The sequence below is a fragment of the Kribbella capetownensis genome (assembly GCF_004331485.1).
Lineage (GTDB): Bacteria > Actinomycetota > Actinomycetes > Propionibacteriales > Kribbellaceae > Kribbella > Kribbella capetownensis.
Genome location: NZ_SJKD01000004.1, coordinates 289,762 through 307,113, shown reverse-complemented (window position 1 = coordinate 307,113; position 17,352 = coordinate 289,762). Strand labels below are relative to the sequence as shown.

Genomic DNA, 17,352 nt, shown 5'->3' with positions numbered 1-17,352 from the left:
GCTCGAGCTGATCCATGTCACAAATCGGTGGGCTGCCCTGTCCTAGTTGGTGAGAACTCGAACGGATGGAGACAGCGGTGCGCAGGATTGTTGTGGTCGGTGGTGGGTATGCCGGCTTCTATGCGGCGTGGAAGCTGGAGAAGAAGCTGCGGCGCGGTGAGGCTGAGGTGATCGTGATCGATCCGCGGCCGTACATGACGTACCAACCCTTCCTGCCTGAGGTGCTGTCCGGATCGGTGGAGGCGCGGCACGCGGCGATCTCGTTGCGGCGGAACCTGCATCACACGAAGCTCATCGCGGGCTCGGTGACGAAGGTCGAGCATGGCCGGCGCACGGTGACGATCCAGCCGGTCAAGGGGCCTGAGTACGAACTCGAGTACGACATCATCGCGGTGACGGCCGGTGCGGTCACCCGGACGTTCGACCTGCCCGGTGTCGCCGACCGCGCGATCGGCATGAAGCACGTCGAGGAGGCGGTGGCGATTCGCGACCGGCTGCTGACCGCCTTCGACGAGGCGTCCGTGCTCCCGCCCGGGCCGGAGCGGCGGCGCCTCCTGACCGTGACGTTCGTGGGCGGCGGCTTCGCCGGGGTCGAGGGCTTCGGTGAGCTCCTGTCGCTGGCCAACGCCCTGCTCAAGAAGTACCCGGAGCTCAGCCGCGACGATCTGGCCTTCCACCTGGTCGAGGCGACCCAGCGGATCCTGCCCGAGGTCACCGACGGCCCCAGGAAATGGGTGCGTTCGCTGCTCGTACGGCGTGGCGCCCACCTCCACCTCGACACCACACTCCTGTCGGCCGACGACGGCCACGTGATCCTGTCGGACGGTACGGAGTACGACACGGAACTGCTCGTCTGGACGGCAGGCAACGCCGCGACCCGGCTGGTGCGTGGCCACACCGACCTGCCGGTGACGGACCGCGGTCTGATCCAGACGCGCGCCGATCTGCGGGTCGGCACCGAGACCGAGGTGGTCCCGGACGCGTGGGCCGCCGGCGACGATGCCGCCGTGCCGGACCTCGCCTCCCCGGTCCCCGGCGCCTTCACGGTGCCCAACGCGCAGAACGCCGTACGGCAAGGGAAGCGGTTGGCGAAGAACCTGCTGGCGTCGCTGCGTGGCCGCGAACCGAAGAACTACGTCCACCACACGCTCGGAGCTGTTGCGACCCTCGGCTTGGGCACCGGGATCTTCCAGTTCCGCTGGATCGTGGTCAGGGGCTTCCTCGCCTGGCTCATGCACCGCGGCTACCACGTCCTGGCCGTGCCGACCTGGGACCGCAAGATGCGGGTGCTGTCCGTCTGGCTCGCCGCCGCGATCCATGGCCGCGACATCGTCTCACTGGCGTCGGTCCAACGCCCCCGGGACGCCTTCGTGAACGAGGCTGCCCTGCCCAAGTTAAGTTTGGCGGATGTTCACAGTGGAGGAACGCCTGCGGTTGCGGAACCGGCTGATCGCAGCAGCTGAGCACGACGACCGGATCGCCGCAGCGGCGCTGACCGGTTCGGCGGCCGCCGGGGCCGAGGACGAGTGGTCGGACATCGACCTCGCCTTCGGCCTCGCGCACGGAGCCGATCAGGCCGCCGTGCTGGCCGACTGGACCGGCCGGATGTACGCCGACCACGGCTGCGTGGACCACATGGACATGCGGGTGCGCGGGACGGTGTACCGCGTCTTCCTGTTGCGGAACACCCTCCAGGTGGACATCGCGTTCGCTCCCACGGGCGACTTCGGCGCGCTCGGTCCGACGTTCGCGTTGCTGTTCGGCGAGGCCAGCGAGCAGCAGCCATTCGCCGAGGCCGCGGCGAAGGACCTGATCGGGCTGGCCTGGCTGTACGCGCTCCACGCCCGCTCCAGCATTGCCCGCGGCAAGGACTGGCAGGCCGAGTACATGATCAGCGGACTCCGTGATCATCTGCTCGCACTGATGTGCCTTCGTCACGGCGTACCGACATCGCAGGGTCGCGGCTTCCACCTGTTGCCGGAGGCAATCACCAAACCGGTCGAGGACACGCTTGTCCGCTCCCTCGACATCGGCGAGTTGACCCGTGCCTTCCGCGCCGCGATCCACGTACTCCTGCCCGAGATCGACGCCGCGGATCCGGAGCTGGCCACGAAGCTCGCCGATCCGCTCCGGGCGCTGGCTACACGACGGTGAGCACCTCGGCGTAGTGACACGCGGCCGGATGCCCCTGGCCACGCTCGGTCAGCGCCGGCGTCTCCTCAACGCACAGGCGCTGCTCGGTCTCAGTCAGTACGGCGAACTTCGGGCAACGAGTGCGGAAGCGGCAACCGCTCGGCGGACTCACCGGGTTGGGCACGTCACCGCTGATCACGATCCGCTCCCTGGCCCGGATTCGCTCCCGGCGTGGATCCGGTAGCGGGATCGCGGAGATCAGCGCCTGCGTATAAGGGTGGGCCGGACGGTCGAACAGCTCATCCCGGTTGCCGATCTCAACGATCTGACCGAGATACATCACCGCAACCCGATCAGCGATATGCCTCACCACCGAGAGGTCGTGGGCAACGAACAAGTACGCCAGCCCGAGCTCCTGCTGCAGGTCCTCGAGCAGGTTCACCACGCCAGCCTGGATCGACACGTCCAGGGCTGAGACCGGCTCGTCGAGAACGAGTAGATCGGGGCGCAGGGCAAGGGATCGCGCGATGCCGACTCGTTGCCGTTGGCCACCAGAGAACTCGTGCGGGTACCGGTTGCCGTGCTCGGGATTCAGTCCGACCGTAGCCAGCAGCTCACGCACACGGCCCGGCCCCTCGTCGTCGTACCGGCCGTGGATGCGTAGCGGTTCGGCGATCGCGTCGGTCACGGTCATCCGCGGATCGAGCGAGGCGTACGGGTCCTGGAAGACGATCTGCAGCCGCTGCCGGAGCTTGCGCATCCGGGCCGAGCCGACCGCCCCGAGGTCCTCTCCGTCGAACACCACCTTGCCCGCCGTCGCAGGCTGCACGTTGAGTACGGCGCGACCGGTGGTCGACTTGCCGCAGCCCGACTCACCGACCAGGCCCAACGTCTCACCGCGATGCAGGTCGAACGAGATGTCGCAGACGGCATGTACGTCGCCGTTGCGACGGCGGAGCACGCCCTTGCTCCGGACGGGATAGTGCTTGACCAGGTTCTGCACGGACAGCAGCGGCTGCTCGCTCATCGGGCTCCTCCCGCACTGTCCAGCGAGGTCTGGGCGAACACGTCCTCGGGTCGCCTTCCGTCCAGATCGGCGGAGAAGTGGCACGCCGCGAGATGATCGGTCGCGCCGACCGCGAGGAGATCGGGCTCGTCGGTGTCGCAGATCTCCGCCCGCATCGGGCATCGCGGCGCGAACGGGCAGCCCGGCGGCAGATCGAGCAACGACGGCGGCGCACCCGTGATCGGGACCAGGCGCTCCGATCGCCCGTCCAGTCGTGGCAGGCTGCCGATCAGTCCGAGTGTGTACGGCATCCGCGGCGTGTAGTAGATGTCGTCGACACCACCGAGTTCCACCGGGCGTCCGGCGTACATCACCAGGACGCGGTCGGCCGATCCCGCGACGACGCCGAGGTCGTGGGTGATCAGGACCATCGCGGCGTCGGTGGCGGCCCGGGCGGTCTCCAGAGCCTGCAGGACCTGGGCCTGCACGGTGACGTCGAGGGCCGTTGTCGGTTCGTCGGCGATGATCACGTCCGGATCGTTCGCCATCGCGGTCGCGATCACGACCCGCTGCCGCATCCCGCCCGAGAACTCGTGCGGGAAATCGCGCGCGCGTTCCCGCGGCCGCGGGATCTGCATCGCCGCGAGCAGGTCGACGGCGCGTTCGCGTGCGGCCGCCACGCTGACGTCGTTGTGCGCACGGACGGCCTCGGCGATCTGGTCGCCGACCGGGTAGACCGGGTTCAGCGACGTCATCGGGTCCTGGAACACCATCGCGATCCGGCCGCCGCGGATCCGCTGCAACTCCTTGTCCGGGGCGCCGATCAGCTCCTGCCCGCGGTACCGGACCGAGCCGCCGACCCGGGCCGAGGCCGGCAGCAGGCCCATCACCGCCATCGAGGTGACGGACTTGCCCGAGCCGGACTCGCCGACGATGCCGAGCACCTCGCCACGGCGCAACTGGTAGCTGACGCCGCGGACCGCGCGGACCACGCCGTCCTCGGTCGGAAAGGACACGGTGAGGTCCTCGACCTCGAGCACAGGGTCGCTCACGGGCGCACCTTCCGCTGGGTCGGATCGAACGCGTCCCGCAGTCCGTCGCCGATGAAGTTGATGGTGAGCGCGATCAGCACGATGAACGCGCCCGGGAAGTAGAACAGCCAGGGCCGCGTACTGACCGCTGTGTCGGCCTCGCTGACCAGCAGACCGAGCGAGGTGTCCGGCGGCTGAACGCCGAGGCCGAGGAACGACAGCGCGGTCTCGACCAGGATCGCCGCCGCCACCAGGATCGTGACGTTGACGATGATCGGGCCGAGCGCATTCGGAATCAGATGCCGGAAGATGATCCACCGGTCGGTTGCCCCGAGTGCCCGGCTGGCCTCGACGTACTCCTTCTCCCGCAGCGACAGGACCACGCCGCGCACCACTCGGGAGACGTACGCCCATTGCAAGGCGGCGATCACCAGGGCGACGAACCACCACGAGCCCGAGGTCGCCCGGGTCAGTACGGCGGCGACCGCCAGCAGCGGCAGAGTCAGGACCAGGTCGGCGATGCGCATCATGATGCTGTCGGTCAGACCGCGGTAGTAGCCGGAGAAGGCACCCCATAGCGTGCCGAACAAGCCGGCCAGCAAAGCGATCAGCAGCGCGATCTCGATCGATCGCTGAGTGCCTCGCAGTACCTGGGCAAACGTGTCGTGGCCCAAGTTGTCGGTCCCGAACGGATGCTCGGCCGACGGTGGTACGGACGCCGCCGGCGTGATGTCGGCGTACCCGTACCGCCAGACCGCGCCGCCCACGAAGGCCAGCAGCACGATCGCGATGAACAGGACCAGACTGATCACGGCCGCCTTGTGCCGGAGGAATCGGCGCAGGACCAACTCGCGCTGGCTGCGCTGCTTGACGGTGCTGACCGGCCGCGTGGTGGGTGCGGCGACGGTCGACAGATGCTCACTCATAACGGATCCGTGGGTCGAGGAGGGCGTACAGCAGGTCGGCGATCAGGTTGAAGACGATGACGGCGACCGCGACCACGAGCAGCCACGCGAGTACGGCGTACGCGTCGCGCTCGTTGACAGAGCTGACCAGGAAGTCGCCGAGTCCACGCCACTGAAAGACGGTCTCGGTGATCACCGCTCCCGAGATCAGCGCGGCGAAGTCGAGCGCGGTGATCGTCACCATCGGGATCAGTGCGGTCCGCAGCGCGTGTTTGACCACCACCCGGCGTCGCGAGAGTCCCTTCGCCCGGGCGAACAGGACGTAGTCGCTGTTCAGTACGTCGAGCATCGAGGCCCGCTGGAAGCGGCTCCACGCACCGAACGAGATCAGTGCCAGCGAGATGGTCGGCAGCACCAGGTGGCCGGCCGCATCGGTGAGATGAGCCCAGGTCCCGCCCTCGACGATGACCGATCTCTCCCCGATCGTGGAGACGACCTGCCCGCCGACGAGGTTGTTCAGCGAGATCCCGCCCTGCTTGAGCAGCACCGCGAACCAGAACGACGGCATCGACAGGAACAGGAACGCGGCGAAGGTGAAGCCGTAGTCGATCCCGGAGTACTGCTTCACCGCACTGACCACGCCGACGAACACCGCCAGCAGCAGCGCGAGCACGACGGCGACCGCGATCAGCCGCAGCGTGACGCCGAACCGGGTGACGATCTCGTGGCCGATGTCGACGTTGGTGCGGACCGACGGCCCGAAGTCGGCGTGCACCACCCCGGTGATCCAGGTCCAGTACCGCTGCAGAATCGGCTGATCCAGATGCAGGCGCTCCGCCTCCACCGCAACGACCTGCGGCGACGGTGGTGGGTTGCGTCCCTTCAGGTTCGCCAGCGGATCCCCGGACAGCGTGACCAGCAGGAACACGATGAACGTCGACGCGATGATCACCGGAATCGAGACCAGCAACCGGCGGATGGTGTAGGTCAGCACGTCGGCCTACCGCGCCGCGGTGATCGCGTCGAACACGGCGGTCGCACTCGGGTCGAGTTGGGCCTGCGTCGTCTGGTCGTTCCCGAGCAGCACCACCGCGATGCCGTCGTCGGGGAACAACGCATGCATCGCGTGGAAGCCGCCGACCGTGCCGTTGTGCCAGATGAGCGGTTTGCCCTCGTACGTCTGGGCGACCCAGCCACACGCATAACTGCCGAGGTTCGGCGTGAACATCAACTGGAGCGTCTCGGCCCGGAACAACCCTGGTCGCAGCAGCGCCGCATCCCATCGGGCCAGATCTTCCGCGGTCCCGGTGATTCCACCCGCGCCCAGCATCCACGGCAGGTTCCACTGGTACGCCCGGCGTACGCCGTCCGCTGCGGCGTAGTAGCCGAGGGCAACATCCCGGCTGCCAAGTTCCGGATAGCTCTGCCTGGTGTCGCGCATCCGCAGCGGCCGGAAGAACGACTGCGCGAGGTACTCCCCCAGCGTCATCCGGGTCACCTTCTGCACGACCAGCCCCAGCAGCAGGTAGTTGGTGTTGCTGTAGGCGTATTGCGATCCGGGCGGAAACTGCAGCGGCAGGGTCTGCAGTTTCGCCACCACCTCCGAGTGATCCCGCTCGCCGCTCGCGACAAAGGCGTCGTACGCCGGTTCGAACAGCGGGAACTGGTTGTAGTCAGTGATGCCGCTGACCTGCTGCAGGAGTTGGAGCAACGTGATCGCGGCCCCACGGGGAAACCCGGGCAGGTACTTGCCGAGGGGATCGTGGACAGACAGCTTGCCGCGTTCGTGCAATCGCAGTACGGCGGCCGAGGTGAAGCCCTTGCTGATCGAGCCGAGGTTGTAGATCGTGTCGCCGGTCGCGGGACGCTTGCCGCGGGACAGGTGCAGCCGGTCGTCCAGCTGCTCGACCTCGAAGAAGTCCTCGCCGGTGAACACGTCGGGCTTGCCACGGTCGCGCAGGCCGTAACCCTTCGTGAAGATCGTGCGGCCGTGCTTGCTCACCGCAACGGTGATGCCGACGCCGGGCGGCCGGATCGCCGCCACGATCTCGTCGATCCGCTGGGTCGTCCCGCGGGCGGACCCCGCTGCCGCCTCAGCCGGCGCCGTCAGACTCGCCGCGGCGACGCCGGCCAAGGACGCCGTCAGGAGCGTCCGTCTCGAGGGTGTGCTCGCCATTCCCGACCTCCGTGTCGTCGTCCGGACCTCGCAGCCCAGTGCAGCCGGTGGGTCCAGGTCGGCTCTTCGTCGTATCGCACACAAGATCGGCGCCGACTTCGGCCGATTGGACGAGTACCGCGGCCGTCGCAGCGGCTCAGGATGCTCGCATGTCGACGACTCTGATCATCCGAGGCGGTACTGTCCACGACGGCACCGGCGGCCCCGGCCGGGCCGCCGATGTCGTGATCGAGAACGACCGCATCGTCGCGATCGGGCCCGAGCTGGCCCGCGACGACCAGGACACCGAGGTCCTGGACGCGACCGGTCTGGCGGTCGCGCCGGGCTTCGTGAACGTCCTGAGTCACTCCTACTTCACGCTCGAACGCGACGGTCGCGGACTGTCCGACCTGTGCCAGGGCGTCACCACCCAGATCTTCGGCGAGGGGATCTCGATCGGCCCGTTCACCCCGGCGATCCGGGCCGAGCTCGAGGCCACTCGCGACGCCGGCGATCCCGAGCTGGTCTGGGACCGGCTGTCGGAGTTCCTCGCCCACCTCGAGACCAAGGGCGTCGTGCAGAACGTCGCCAGCTTCGTCGGAGCGCACAACCTGCGGATGATCGGCGCCGGCGCGGACGACCGCCCGATGACCGAGGCCGAACTGGCGACGGTCACCGGCATCCTGGACGAGGAGCTTGCCGACGGCGCCCTGGGGATCGGCTCCGCACTCATCTACCCGCCCGGATGCTTCGCCTCGACGGATGAACTCGTGGCCTTGTCCACGGTCCTCGCCAAGCGCGGCGGCATGTACATCTCGCACATGCGCAGCGAGGGCGACCACTTCCTCGAGGCCGTCGACGAGCTGATCGAGATCGGCCGCCGGGCCGGCGTGCACGCGGAGATCTACCACCTCAAGGCGGCGGGCCGGCACAACTGGCCGAAGATGGCGCAGGCGATCGAGCGCGTCGAGGCGGCCCGCGCGACCGGTCAGCCGGTCACCGCGGACATCTACCCGTACCTGGCAGGTCAGACTTCGCTGGGAGCATCGATTCCGCCGGACTTCCACGACGGCGGTCACGAGGCGCTCGCCGCGCGCCTCGCCGACCCCGCCGAACGTGCCCGGATCCGCGAGGCCGTCGTGACTCCCTCACCGCGTTGGGAGAACCTCTACCTCGCCGCCGGTGGTGCCGACGGCGTGATGCTGCTCCCCGATCCGAACGGGCCGGTCGCGAAGTACCGCGGACTCAGTCTGCAGCAGGCGGCCGACGCCGACAGCCAGGACCCGGTCGAGATGCTCTGCCGCTTGGTCGAGCAGGAGCCGTCGCTGAGCGCGATGTACTTCATGATGGACGAGGACGTGCTGCGCAGCGCCCTCCGCAATCCGTGGGTCTCGGTCGGTTCGGACGCGCAGACGTTCGCGACCGAGGCGCCGTACTCCGACGGTGCGACGCATCCGCGGTCCTACGGCACGTTCGCCCGCATCCTCGGCCGGTATGTCCGCGAGGAGTCGCTACTCACCCTGCCTGAAGCGGTCCGCCGGATGACCAGCCTGCCGGCCGGCAACCTCGGACTGCGCGATCGCGGTGTGCTTGCTCCGGGCAACTATGCCGACGTGATCGCGTTCGATCCCGGCACCGTCGCCGACCGGGCGACGTACGAGGAACCGCACCAGTACGCCGTCGGCATGCAGCACGTCGTCGTGAACGGCACGGTCGCGCTCGCCGGCGGCGTACCCACCGGCAACCTGCCCGGCCGCGCGCTGCGCCGTGGCCAGTAGCCCCGCGAAGGAGAAGGCATGAAGGAACAGCTGGAGCAGGTGCTCGGGCCCGTGCATGCGCAAGCCTGGGTGCACGCGGTCGACCTCGCCACGGGCAAGGAGACCGGGTACGGCGAGGACACGCCCGTGGTACTGGCGAGCGTGTTCAAGATCCCTGTGCTGGTGGAGTTGTTCCGCCGGTTCGGCGACAGCCGGCTCGATCCGGCGACCCGGATGGACGTACCGGTCGACGGTCGCTCGGCGGGCCCGACCGGGCTGTCGGTGATGGCCGACCCGATCGAGCTGTCGCTATGCGATCTGGCGTACTGGATGATGAGTGTCAGCGACAACGCGGCCACCGACATCCTCGTCAACCTGCTCGGCACGGAGTCGATCAACGCGACCGTGCGGGAGCTCGGGCTGACCGCGACCCGGGTGGATGGCACCTGCGACGACATCTACCAGACCATCTATACCGACATCCCGGACACCGACAAGCTCGAACTGGAGGCGTGGCGAGCTGCCCGGGCGATCGATCCGGATCGCACCTTGCAGGCCTCGACGCCGCGCGACATCACCAGACTGCTCGCCGCGATCTGGAACGACGAGGCAGCCCCTCCCGAGCAGTGCGCGGAGATGCGTCGCATTCTCGCGGGGCAAGCTTGGCCGCACCGACTCCGCAGCGCGTTCACCGAGACGGGCACGATCGTCAGCGCGAAGACCGGCACGCTCCGGTTCTGGCGGAACGAGGCCGGCGTCGTCCGAACTCCCGACGGACGCCAGTACGCCGTCGCGTCCTTCGTACGGACCGACGACCCGGACTACCGTCTCCCCGCGGTCGACGCCGCGGTGGGATCGGTGGCGCGGATCCTCGTCGACAATCTCAGGTCTGTCCCGACCAAACTCCGTTCGCCGGTCACCGCAACCGCAGCGACCCCGGACGAGATCCGCGCGTACGCCGGAGAGCTCGGCGCCGAGATCTGGTTGCACGCGCGTGACCTCGCCACCGGCCGGACGGTCGGCGTCGATGCCGAGACTCCGGTGGTCACCGCCTCGGTTCTGAAGGTCCCGGTGGCGCTCGAACTCGCGCGTCAGTCCGTGGCCGGCGAGGTGGACCTCACCGAGCGGATCACGGTGCCGACCGAGGGCCTCGTCGCTTCGCCGTACGGGCTGGCCATGCACCGCGATCCGACGCTCATCTCCTACAACGACCTCGCCCTGCTGATGATGGTGATCAGCGACAACGTGGCCACTGATCTCGTCATCGATCGGGTCGGCAAGGATCGGGTCGCCGCGCTGCTGGCCGAGCTCGGGTTGCCGGGGACCGCCGTACCGCAGAACTGTGCGGAGATCCTGGCGTCGATCGAGGCCGACCTCGCGATCAGCTACACCGACGACGAACGCGAGCTGGCCGACGTACCGGTGGAGAAGTTGCGTGCGCTGCGGGCCCTCGATCCGGCGGGGACCTGCCGGACGACGCCGGACGAGATCACCAGCTTGCTGGCCGGCATCTGGCGCGACGAGGCCGCCGACCCGGAAGCCTGTGCGCTGGTGCGCGGCTGGATGGGCAACCAGGTCTGGCCGCATCGCCTGAGTAGTGGATTCCCCGGTGACGACATCACGGTCAGCGGCAAGACCGGCACGCTGCCACTGGTGCGCAACGAGGTCGGCGTCGTCGAGTTCCCCGACGGCGGCCGGTACGCCGTGGGCGTGTTCACCCGGGCCGCCGATCCGGCTCCCAATGCCCCGCAGTTCGACGGGCTGATCGGCTGGGCGGCCGCGCAGGCCGTGGCCCAGCTGCGTTCCTGATCCTTCTCATCCCCTGGAGCCGATGATGGCTTTTCGAACCGCAGTCGCGGCCGCTGCTGGTGCCGTCGTACTGCTGCTGGCCGCGTGCAGCGGCGGTGGCGGTACGACGTCCTCCGGCGACGGGCGGGTGTCCGATCCGCTCAACACCGCCAACACCGCCACCGTGCGATCCGGCGGCACCGTGACCTACACGATCACCTACCCGATCTCGAACTGGAACGTGCTGAACTCCGGCGGCGCGACGTACTCGGTGCTGGACGTTTCGAGCGTCCTACTGCCCGGTGTGTTCCTGATCCAGCCGGACGGCTCGCTGGCCCCGAACGAGCCGGTCGCCACGAAGGTCGAGAAGGTTGCCGACTCACCGCAGACGATCCGGTACACGATCAACCCCAAGGCGGTCTGGTCCGACGGTACGCCGATCTCCGCCGACGACTTCGCCTACACGTGGCGGGTGCTCGATCCGCGCCAGTGCCCGAAGTGCCAGGCCTCCAACACGGCCGGGTACGACCGGATCAAGTCGGTCACCGGATCGAACGGCGGCAAGACGGTGACGGTCGTGTTCGATCAGTCGTACGTCGACTGGAAGGCACTGTTCTCCCCGATCCTGCCGGCGCACGTGGCCGCGACGTACGGGTCGGTGACGACACCGGCCGGGCTGGAGAAGAGCTTCAACGAGGGCTTCGCGAAGAACGTGCCGAAGTTCTCGGCCGGGCCGTTCAAGATCCAGGAGTACACCTCGGACGGTTCGGTGGTGATGGTCCGCAACGACAAGTGGTACGGCAAGGCGCCGAACCTCGACAAGCTGGTGTTCCGCCTGATCACCGACGTCTCCCAGCAGCCGACCTCACTGGCGAACGGCGAAGTCGATGTGATCTACCCGAACCCACAGGTCGACATCGTCCAGCAGGTCGACGACCTACCCGGGGTGAAGTACCAGGTCACGCCCGGCGCGTCGGTCCATCAGGTCTGGCTCAATCTGAACGCACCGGCGCTCAAGAACATCGCGTTGCGCAAGGCAATCATCCAGGCCGTCAACGTGCAGGGGGTGATCGACAAGACGATCGGGCAGTTCGACCCCACCGCCAAACCGTTGCGCAGTCACCTCTTCATCGAGGGCTACCCGGGCTACTCGGACGTGGACACGGCGAACGAGTACGGCATCGGTGACGTGGAGAAGGCCAAGAAGACTCTGACCGATGCCGGCTACACCGGCGTGGGCTCGAAGGTCGTCGCGCCGGACGGTACGCCGGTACCGACGCTGCGGTTCATCGTGCAGGCCGGTGACAAGCTCCGCGCCAGCGAAGCGCAACTCGTGCAGGCTGCGGTCGCGCCCCTGGGCATCCAGGTCAAATCCACTCCGGTGCCGAACACGATCGACGGCGTACAGGCCGGCAACTGGGACCTGACCGTGGGCACCGTGACACAGTCGCCGTTCTCCGCCACCAGCAACATCCCCTACTACCTGAGCTGTCCCGCAGGGGTCACCTTCTGCCGGTTCAACCTGAACAACTACGGCAACCCGAAGGTCGACAAACTGCTGAACGCCGCCCTGTCCGCGACCAGCGCCGACGCCGCGACGAAGGATCTGCAGGAGGCCGACAAGATCGTGTCCTCGGACTACGCGGTCCTGCCGCTCTACCAGAACCGGTCGTTCCTGGCCTACAGCGCGAAGGTCGGCAACATCCGGGAGAACAGCCTCGCGTTCCCGACCTACAACACCGAGCAGTGGGGACTGCTGGACGGCTCATGACGACCACCGCGGAAGGACGACCCCGATGCACGACCTGATGCTGGCAGATCTCGAGCGGCTGATCTGCTGCGAGTCGCCCTCGTCAGACCTCGACGCGCTGCACCGCTGCGCGGATGTCCTGACCGGCATCGGTACGACGCGCCTCGGTCAGGCACCGGTCCGGACGGAGGCCGGCGGCCGGCCGGTCCTCCGGTTCGGACCGGCCGACCCGGCCGTCCTGCTGCTCGGGCACCTGGACACGGTCCACCCGATCGGCACGCTCGAGCAGACGTCGTACCGAGTGATCGACGGGCGCGTGTATGGGCCTGGTGTGTTCGACATGAAGCTGGGGCTGGTCCAGGCCCTGCATGCCATGGCCGCCTGCGCGTCTCGTGATGACGTTGGCCTACTGGTCACCGCCGACGAGGAGCTCGGATCTCCGGCCAGCCGGACTGTGATCGAGGCGGCGGCTGCGGAGAGTCGGGCCGTACTGGTGCTCGAAGCAAGCGTCGACGGCAAGCTCAAGACGGCTCGCAAGGGTGTGTCCACGTACGACTTGCGGTTCACCGGCCGGGCGGCGCATGCCGGGCTGGAGCCGGAGAAGGGCGCCAACACCAGCCTTGCGCTCGCACAGACGATCCTCGCGGTCAGCGATCTCGCGGACACCTCGGTCGGGACCACTGTCACTCCGACGGTGGCCCGGTCGGGCGTGACGATCAACACCGTTCCGGACACCGCGTCGCTCGCGATCGATGTACGGGCCGCGAGCAAGGACGAGCAGGAACGGGTGGACAAGGCGATCCGGGCGCTGCCGAGCCCGGTCGACGGCGTGTCGATCGAGGTGCTGGGCGGGATCAATCGCCCGCCACTGGAAGCGAGTCTGTCGGCCGATCTCTTCGCCATGGCTCAGGAGGTGGCTGCCGAACTCGGACTGCCGTCGTTGGGTGGCGCCCACGTGGGTGGTGGGTCGGACGGCAACTTCACCGCCGGACTCGGGATCCCGACGCTCGACGGACTAGGTGCTGTGGGCAACGGTGCGCACACGATCCACGAGTGGGCCGACGTCGCCGCGCTCGGCGAACGCACCCGGTTGCTGACGGGACTGATCGACCGTATCGCCGCCGGAGCGCGCGGATGACGGCCGTGCTCGAAGCCGAGGTGCGCAAGGCCCGGAAGGTGGCCGATGCGGTCGCGCACGCTCGCGATCTGACCATCCGCGAGCTCCACGAGCCGACCGAGCATCGCGACGCCGAGCGCCTCCTAGGACGCGTCTGGCGCACCGGACCGGCCAGCCCACCAGTCTCGGGCGACCTGATGCGCGCCCTGTCGCACGCCGGTGCGTACGTCGCCGGCGCGTTCCTGGACGGCGAGTTGGTCGGTGTCACGGCGGCGTTCCTGGCCAACCGTCCCGGCTCCTCGGCCGAGCTGCACTCGCACATCACCGGCGTCGTGTCCGAGGTCCGGGGCCGCCAGGTCGGCTGGGCGTTGAAGCTGCATCAGCGGGCCTGGTCGCTGGAACGCGGGATCGAGTCGATCGCGTGGACGTTCGACCCGCTCGTACGCCGCAACGCGTACTTCAACCTGACCAAGCTCGGCGCGCACGTGGTGTCATACCTGGTCGACTTCTACGGCGAGATGGCCGACGGCGTCAACGCGGGTCAGGGCAGCGACCGGCTGCTGGTGCGCTGGCCGTTGCGGGCGCCGGAGGTGATCGCCGCCGCTGCGGGCCATCACATCGAGACACCCGCGGCAGAAGGCGCGACGATCCTCGAGACCGATGGCGACGGGCGACCGCGCCGGCTGGCGATGCCGGACAGTCCGACGATCCGGTGCGCCGTACCCGCCGACATCGAGGGAATGCGGCTGGACGACCCAGCGCTCGCGCAGGTCTGGCGAATGGAAGTCCGGGCTGCGTTCGAGGACGTACTGGCGAGCGGGGCCCGGGTGGCCGGAGTGACGAAGGACGGCTGGTACGTGTTCACGAGGGAGAGGAACAACCGATGAAGATCACAGGTGTCGAACTGCGGCGGATCGGGCTGCCGCTGGTCGCTCCGTTCGAGACGTCCTTCGGTGCGCAGACCCATCGCGACATCCTGCTGCTCCGCGTGGTGACCGCGGACAGTGAGGGCTGGGGCGAATGCGTGGCGATGTCGGAGCCGGTCTACTCCCCCGAGTACGTCGACGGTGCTGCCGACGTACTGCGTCGATTCCTGCTGCCCGCGGTCGCCGCCGCTGGGCCGATCACGGCTCCGCTCATTGCCGAGGTGCTGGCGCCGTACCACGGTCATCCGATGGCGAAGGCAGCGCTGGAGGCGGCCGTGCTCGACGCGCAACTGAAGGCGGCGGGGGTGTCGTTCGGCGACTACCTCGGTGCGGTCAAGCCGTCGGTGCCGGCCGGGGTCTCGGTCGGGATCATGCCATCGGTCGACGTACTGCTCGAGGCTGTCGGCGGTTATCTGTCCGAGGGCTACGTACGGATCAAGCTGAAGATCAAGCCGGGTTGGGATCTGGAGCCGGTGCGTGCGGTGCGGGAGCGGTTCGGTGACGACCTGATCCTGCAGGTCGACGCCAACACGGCGTACGAGGTTGGAGATGCCCGGCACCTGGCGCAGCTCGACGCGTTCAACCTCGCGCTGATCGAACAGCCACTGCCGGAGGACGACCTGCGCGGGCACGCGGAGCTGGCCCGGATGATGTCGACGCCGATCTGCCTGGACGAGTCGATCACCTCGGCCCGGTCCGCGGCCGATGCGATCGCGATGGGAGCGACCTCAGTGGTCAACGTCAAACCCGGGCGCGTGGGCGGGTATCTCGAGGCTCGTCGCGTACACGACGTGTGCGCCGCGAACGGCGTCCCGGTCTGGTGCGGCGGCATGCTGGAGACGGGCATCGGCCGCGCGGCGAACGTGGCACTAGCGGCCCTGCCGGGCTTCACGTTGCCCGGTGACACCAGCGCGTCCAATCGGTACTACGCGCGCGACGTGACCACGCCGTTCGTGCTCGAAGGCGGGCATGTCACCGTGCCGACCGGTCCCGGGCTCGGCGTCGACATCGATCGCGACTGGCTCGACGAGATCACGACCGGGGTGGAGTGGGTCGCCTTCTCCTGATCAGGCGTCCCCGGCGAGCCGGCGGAGCCGCAGTTGCAGCATGGTCGCCAGGCGTACGTCGGGGTCGTCCAGGTCGAGGCCACTGATCTCGCACAGGCGGCGCAGGCGGTAGCGGAACGAGTTCGGGTGCAGGTGAACCGCGGCGGCCGCGTCCGCGACGTTGCCGAAGGCATCGAGATAGGCGACCAGGGTGTCGACGAAGCCGATCTCGTGCCGCTCGTCGTACTCGATCAGCGTGGCCAACGGTCCCAGGTGCAGCTCGCCGTCCTCGATGACGAGGTCGGCGAGCCGGAGCAGGAGTGAGTCAGCCTGGACGTCGTCGAAGCGGGCGATCCGGCGGCCGCGGCGGTCGGCCAGTAGCACCCGCAATGCCCGGTCCGCCTCCCGGCGGGACAGTGCGACTTCGGCGAGCGATTCGGTCGTCCGGCCGACTCCGATCACGGCGTCGGCGCGGGCACCGATCCGGGCCAGGAAGTCCTCGGCCAGCCGGATGATGTCGCGATCGCCGTTCAGCACTGTTCGTGCCGAACCGTGGCCGGCGGGCAGGACGACGTACGTGACACCGCCGACCAGAGCGGCCGCCGACCTTGGGTGTACGGCGGCGAAGTGAAGAGCCAGCGCATCGCGCAGCCGCTGGGAGGCGGCCTCGTTGTCGGCCGCATCGCCCTCGAGGACCTGCGCAGCCATCACACACAACCGGCCGTCGGCCAGCCCGAGTCGCTGGGCAGCCTCAGATGCACCCGCGCCACCCTCCAGCACAGTGGCCACCAGATCCGCGCTGAGCCGTCGCTCGACATCCGCGCCGGCCCGGGCGCGAAGCATGTGCAGGGCAACAATCCGCGCCGAGTCTGCGAAGGCCGCGGCGCGATCGGCGGTCAGTGGCTCCCGGGCGACGGCCCACATCGAGCCCAGTACTTCGTTGCCGGCGCGTACGGCGATGGCGACGCGGGGAAGCATCTCCTCGGTCAGCGCCTCGACGTACACCGGCTCGTCGCCGTGGAAGAGCTCCCGGAACGCGCCGCGCTCGTGCAGCATCCGGGTGTACCGGTCGGGCACCTGGCGGCCGAGGATCGTCTCGACCCGGCCGGGGTCGGACTCCTCCTGATGCCCGGAGAACGCCAGTACGCGCGACGCCCGGTCCTCGATCGTGACCGGCGCGTCGAGCAGAGCGCCGACCGCGTTCGCGAGGGCGAAGAGATCGCCGGCCGGAGCACCCGCGAAGTCGTCGGTGCCGCCGACCATGTCGGCCGAGGCCAGTGACATCGTCCGGAGCAGCGCCGCGACGTGCGACCACGACGCCGCCCGGGTCAGCCCGAGCAGTGCGACCGAGCTCTCGCGGACTGCCCTGACGACCGCCTCGGAGGTCTCGACCGGATGCTTCACGACGAGTCCGATCGCACCGCACTCACCGAGCCGCCGCAGCAACTCGATCGTCGTCTGCGCATCCCGGACGCCGACCCCGAGCACCAACTCCCCCGGACTGACCACCAACTCGTCGTCCGGGTCGTAGATCAGTACGCCGGTCAGTTCCGCGTCGAGCGTCCCCGGCGACGCGACCACATCCAGCAACGTCCGCCCGAGATCCTCGAGCACGCGCGAAAGCTTCGACCTCGCCTGACCACTCATTGCCCACCGATCCTAGTAGGCCCACGTCGCAGTGCCCCCACCTTGATGGGTTGGCCCACCAGGCGGTGGGTTGGCCACCGTGATTCATAGT

General features: G+C 68.6%; 14 protein-coding genes. 8 read left to right on the top strand and 6 right to left on the bottom strand.

Annotated elements, in window-relative coordinates:
• Window positions 1–77: 77 nt before the first annotated feature.
• Entirely contained in the window at window positions 78–1,463 is a 1,386-nt protein-coding gene (locus tag E0H75_RS19755) for an NAD(P)/FAD-dependent oxidoreductase (protein WP_131515049.1), read from the top strand.
• On the top strand, window positions 1,408–2,154 hold the full coding sequence (locus E0H75_RS19750; RefSeq protein ID WP_131515048.1) for a nucleotidyltransferase domain-containing protein: 747 nt from the start codon (window positions 1,408–1,410) through the stop codon (window positions 2,152–2,154). Before E0H75_RS19755 ends, E0H75_RS19750 begins: the two co-directional genes overlap by 56 nt.
• Here the strand turns inward: E0H75_RS19750 and E0H75_RS19745 are convergent.
• From E0H75_RS19745 to E0H75_RS19725, 5 genes are read right to left on the bottom strand one after another with little or no spacing between them, the layout of a single operon-like run.
• Entirely contained in the window at window positions 2,141–3,160 is a 1,020-nt protein-coding gene (locus E0H75_RS19745; protein WP_131515047.1) for an ABC transporter ATP-binding protein, read from the bottom strand. The two genes, E0H75_RS19750 and E0H75_RS19745, sit on opposite strands and share 14 nt — an antisense overlap.
• Complete coding sequence (locus E0H75_RS19740; RefSeq protein WP_202873058.1) at window positions 3,157–4,191, bottom strand: ABC transporter ATP-binding protein; 1,035 nt, start codon at window positions 4,189–4,191, stop codon at window positions 3,157–3,159. The genes E0H75_RS19745 and E0H75_RS19740 overlap by 4 nt, the downstream gene beginning before the upstream one ends.
• Window positions 4,188–5,096, bottom strand: a complete 909-nt coding sequence (locus tag E0H75_RS43615) for an ABC transporter permease (RefSeq protein WP_131515045.1) — start codon at window positions 5,094–5,096, stop codon at window positions 4,188–4,190. Before E0H75_RS43615 ends, E0H75_RS19740 begins: the two co-directional genes overlap by 4 nt.
• Entirely contained in the window at window positions 5,089–6,069 is a 981-nt protein-coding gene (locus tag E0H75_RS19730) for an ABC transporter permease (protein ID WP_131515044.1), read from the bottom strand. The genes E0H75_RS43615 and E0H75_RS19730 overlap by 8 nt, the downstream gene beginning before the upstream one ends.
• A 6-nt stretch (window positions 6,070–6,075) precedes the next feature.
• On the bottom strand, window positions 6,076–7,251 hold the full coding sequence (locus E0H75_RS19725) for a serine hydrolase domain-containing protein (protein WP_131515043.1): 1,176 nt from the start codon (window positions 7,249–7,251) through the stop codon (window positions 6,076–6,078).
• Between the two features lie 149 nt (window positions 7,252–7,400).
• Here E0H75_RS19725 and E0H75_RS19720 point away from each other — a divergent pair, with 149 nt between their 5' ends.
• From E0H75_RS19720 to menC, 6 genes are read left to right on the top strand one after another with little or no spacing between them, the layout of a single operon-like run.
• The gene (locus E0H75_RS19720) at window positions 7,401–9,008 is read left to right on the top strand and encodes an N-acyl-D-amino-acid deacylase family protein (protein WP_131515042.1); all 1,608 of its coding nucleotides are present in this window, start codon (window positions 7,401–7,403) and stop codon (window positions 9,006–9,008) included.
• Between the two features lie 18 nt (window positions 9,009–9,026).
• Window positions 9,027–10,796: a serine hydrolase gene (locus tag E0H75_RS19715; protein WP_131515041.1), complete on the top strand. Its 1,770-nt coding sequence runs from the start codon at window positions 9,027–9,029 to the stop codon at window positions 10,794–10,796.
• Window positions 10,797–10,818: 22 nt separating this feature from the next.
• The gene (locus E0H75_RS19710; RefSeq protein ID WP_131515040.1) at window positions 10,819–12,546 is read left to right on the top strand and encodes an ABC transporter family substrate-binding protein; all 1,728 of its coding nucleotides are present in this window, start codon (window positions 10,819–10,821) and stop codon (window positions 12,544–12,546) included.
• A gap of 25 nt (window positions 12,547–12,571) precedes the next feature.
• Window positions 12,572–13,663, top strand: a complete 1,092-nt coding sequence (locus E0H75_RS19705) for a M20 family metallopeptidase (RefSeq protein ID WP_131515039.1) — start codon at window positions 12,572–12,574, stop codon at window positions 13,661–13,663.
• On the top strand, window positions 13,660–14,529 hold the full coding sequence (locus E0H75_RS19700) for a GNAT family N-acetyltransferase (RefSeq protein WP_131515038.1): 870 nt from the start codon (window positions 13,660–13,662) through the stop codon (window positions 14,527–14,529). The genes E0H75_RS19705 and E0H75_RS19700 overlap by 4 nt, the downstream gene beginning before the upstream one ends.
• Window positions 14,526–15,635: an o-succinylbenzoate synthase gene (gene menC / locus E0H75_RS19695; protein WP_131515037.1), complete on the top strand. Its 1,110-nt coding sequence runs from the start codon at window positions 14,526–14,528 to the stop codon at window positions 15,633–15,635. The genes E0H75_RS19700 and menC overlap by 4 nt, the downstream gene beginning before the upstream one ends.
• On the opposite strand, the gene E0H75_RS19690 is transcribed toward menC, so the two are convergent.
• Window positions 15,636–17,228 (bottom strand): helix-turn-helix domain-containing protein, encoded by a 1,593-nt coding sequence (locus E0H75_RS19690; RefSeq protein ID WP_238163146.1) that lies wholly within the window; start codon window positions 17,226–17,228, stop codon window positions 15,636–15,638.
• Between the last annotated feature and the right edge of the window lie 124 nt (window positions 17,229–17,352).

Bases quoted from the DNA above. Each gene is read 5' to 3' on its own strand.
- E0H75_RS19750 (WP_131515048.1), top strand. From the start codon at position 1,408: ATGTTCACAGTGGAGGAACGCCTGCGGTTGCGGAACCGGCTGATCGCA.
- E0H75_RS19745 (WP_131515047.1), bottom strand. From the start codon at position 3,160: ATGAGCGAGCAGCCGCTGCTGTCCGTGCAGAACCTGGTCAAGCACTAT.
- E0H75_RS43615 (WP_131515045.1), bottom strand. From the start codon at position 5,096: ATGAGTGAGCATCTGTCGACCGTCGCCGCACCCACCACGCGGCCGGTC.
- E0H75_RS19725 (WP_131515043.1), bottom strand. From the start codon at position 7,251: ATGGCGAGCACACCCTCGAGACGGACGCTCCTGACGGCGTCCTTGGCC.
- E0H75_RS19720 (WP_131515042.1), top strand. From the start codon at position 7,401: ATGTCGACGACTCTGATCATCCGAGGCGGTACTGTCCACGACGGCACC.
- E0H75_RS19715 (WP_131515041.1), top strand. From the start codon at position 9,027: ATGAAGGAACAGCTGGAGCAGGTGCTCGGGCCCGTGCATGCGCAAGCC.
- E0H75_RS19710 (WP_131515040.1), top strand. From the start codon at position 10,819: ATGATGGCTTTTCGAACCGCAGTCGCGGCCGCTGCTGGTGCCGTCGTA.
- E0H75_RS19705 (WP_131515039.1), top strand. From the start codon at position 12,572: ATGCACGACCTGATGCTGGCAGATCTCGAGCGGCTGATCTGCTGCGAG.
- E0H75_RS19700 (WP_131515038.1), top strand. From the start codon at position 13,660: ATGACGGCCGTGCTCGAAGCCGAGGTGCGCAAGGCCCGGAAGGTGGCC.
- menC (WP_131515037.1), top strand. From the start codon at position 14,526: ATGAAGATCACAGGTGTCGAACTGCGGCGGATCGGGCTGCCGCTGGTC.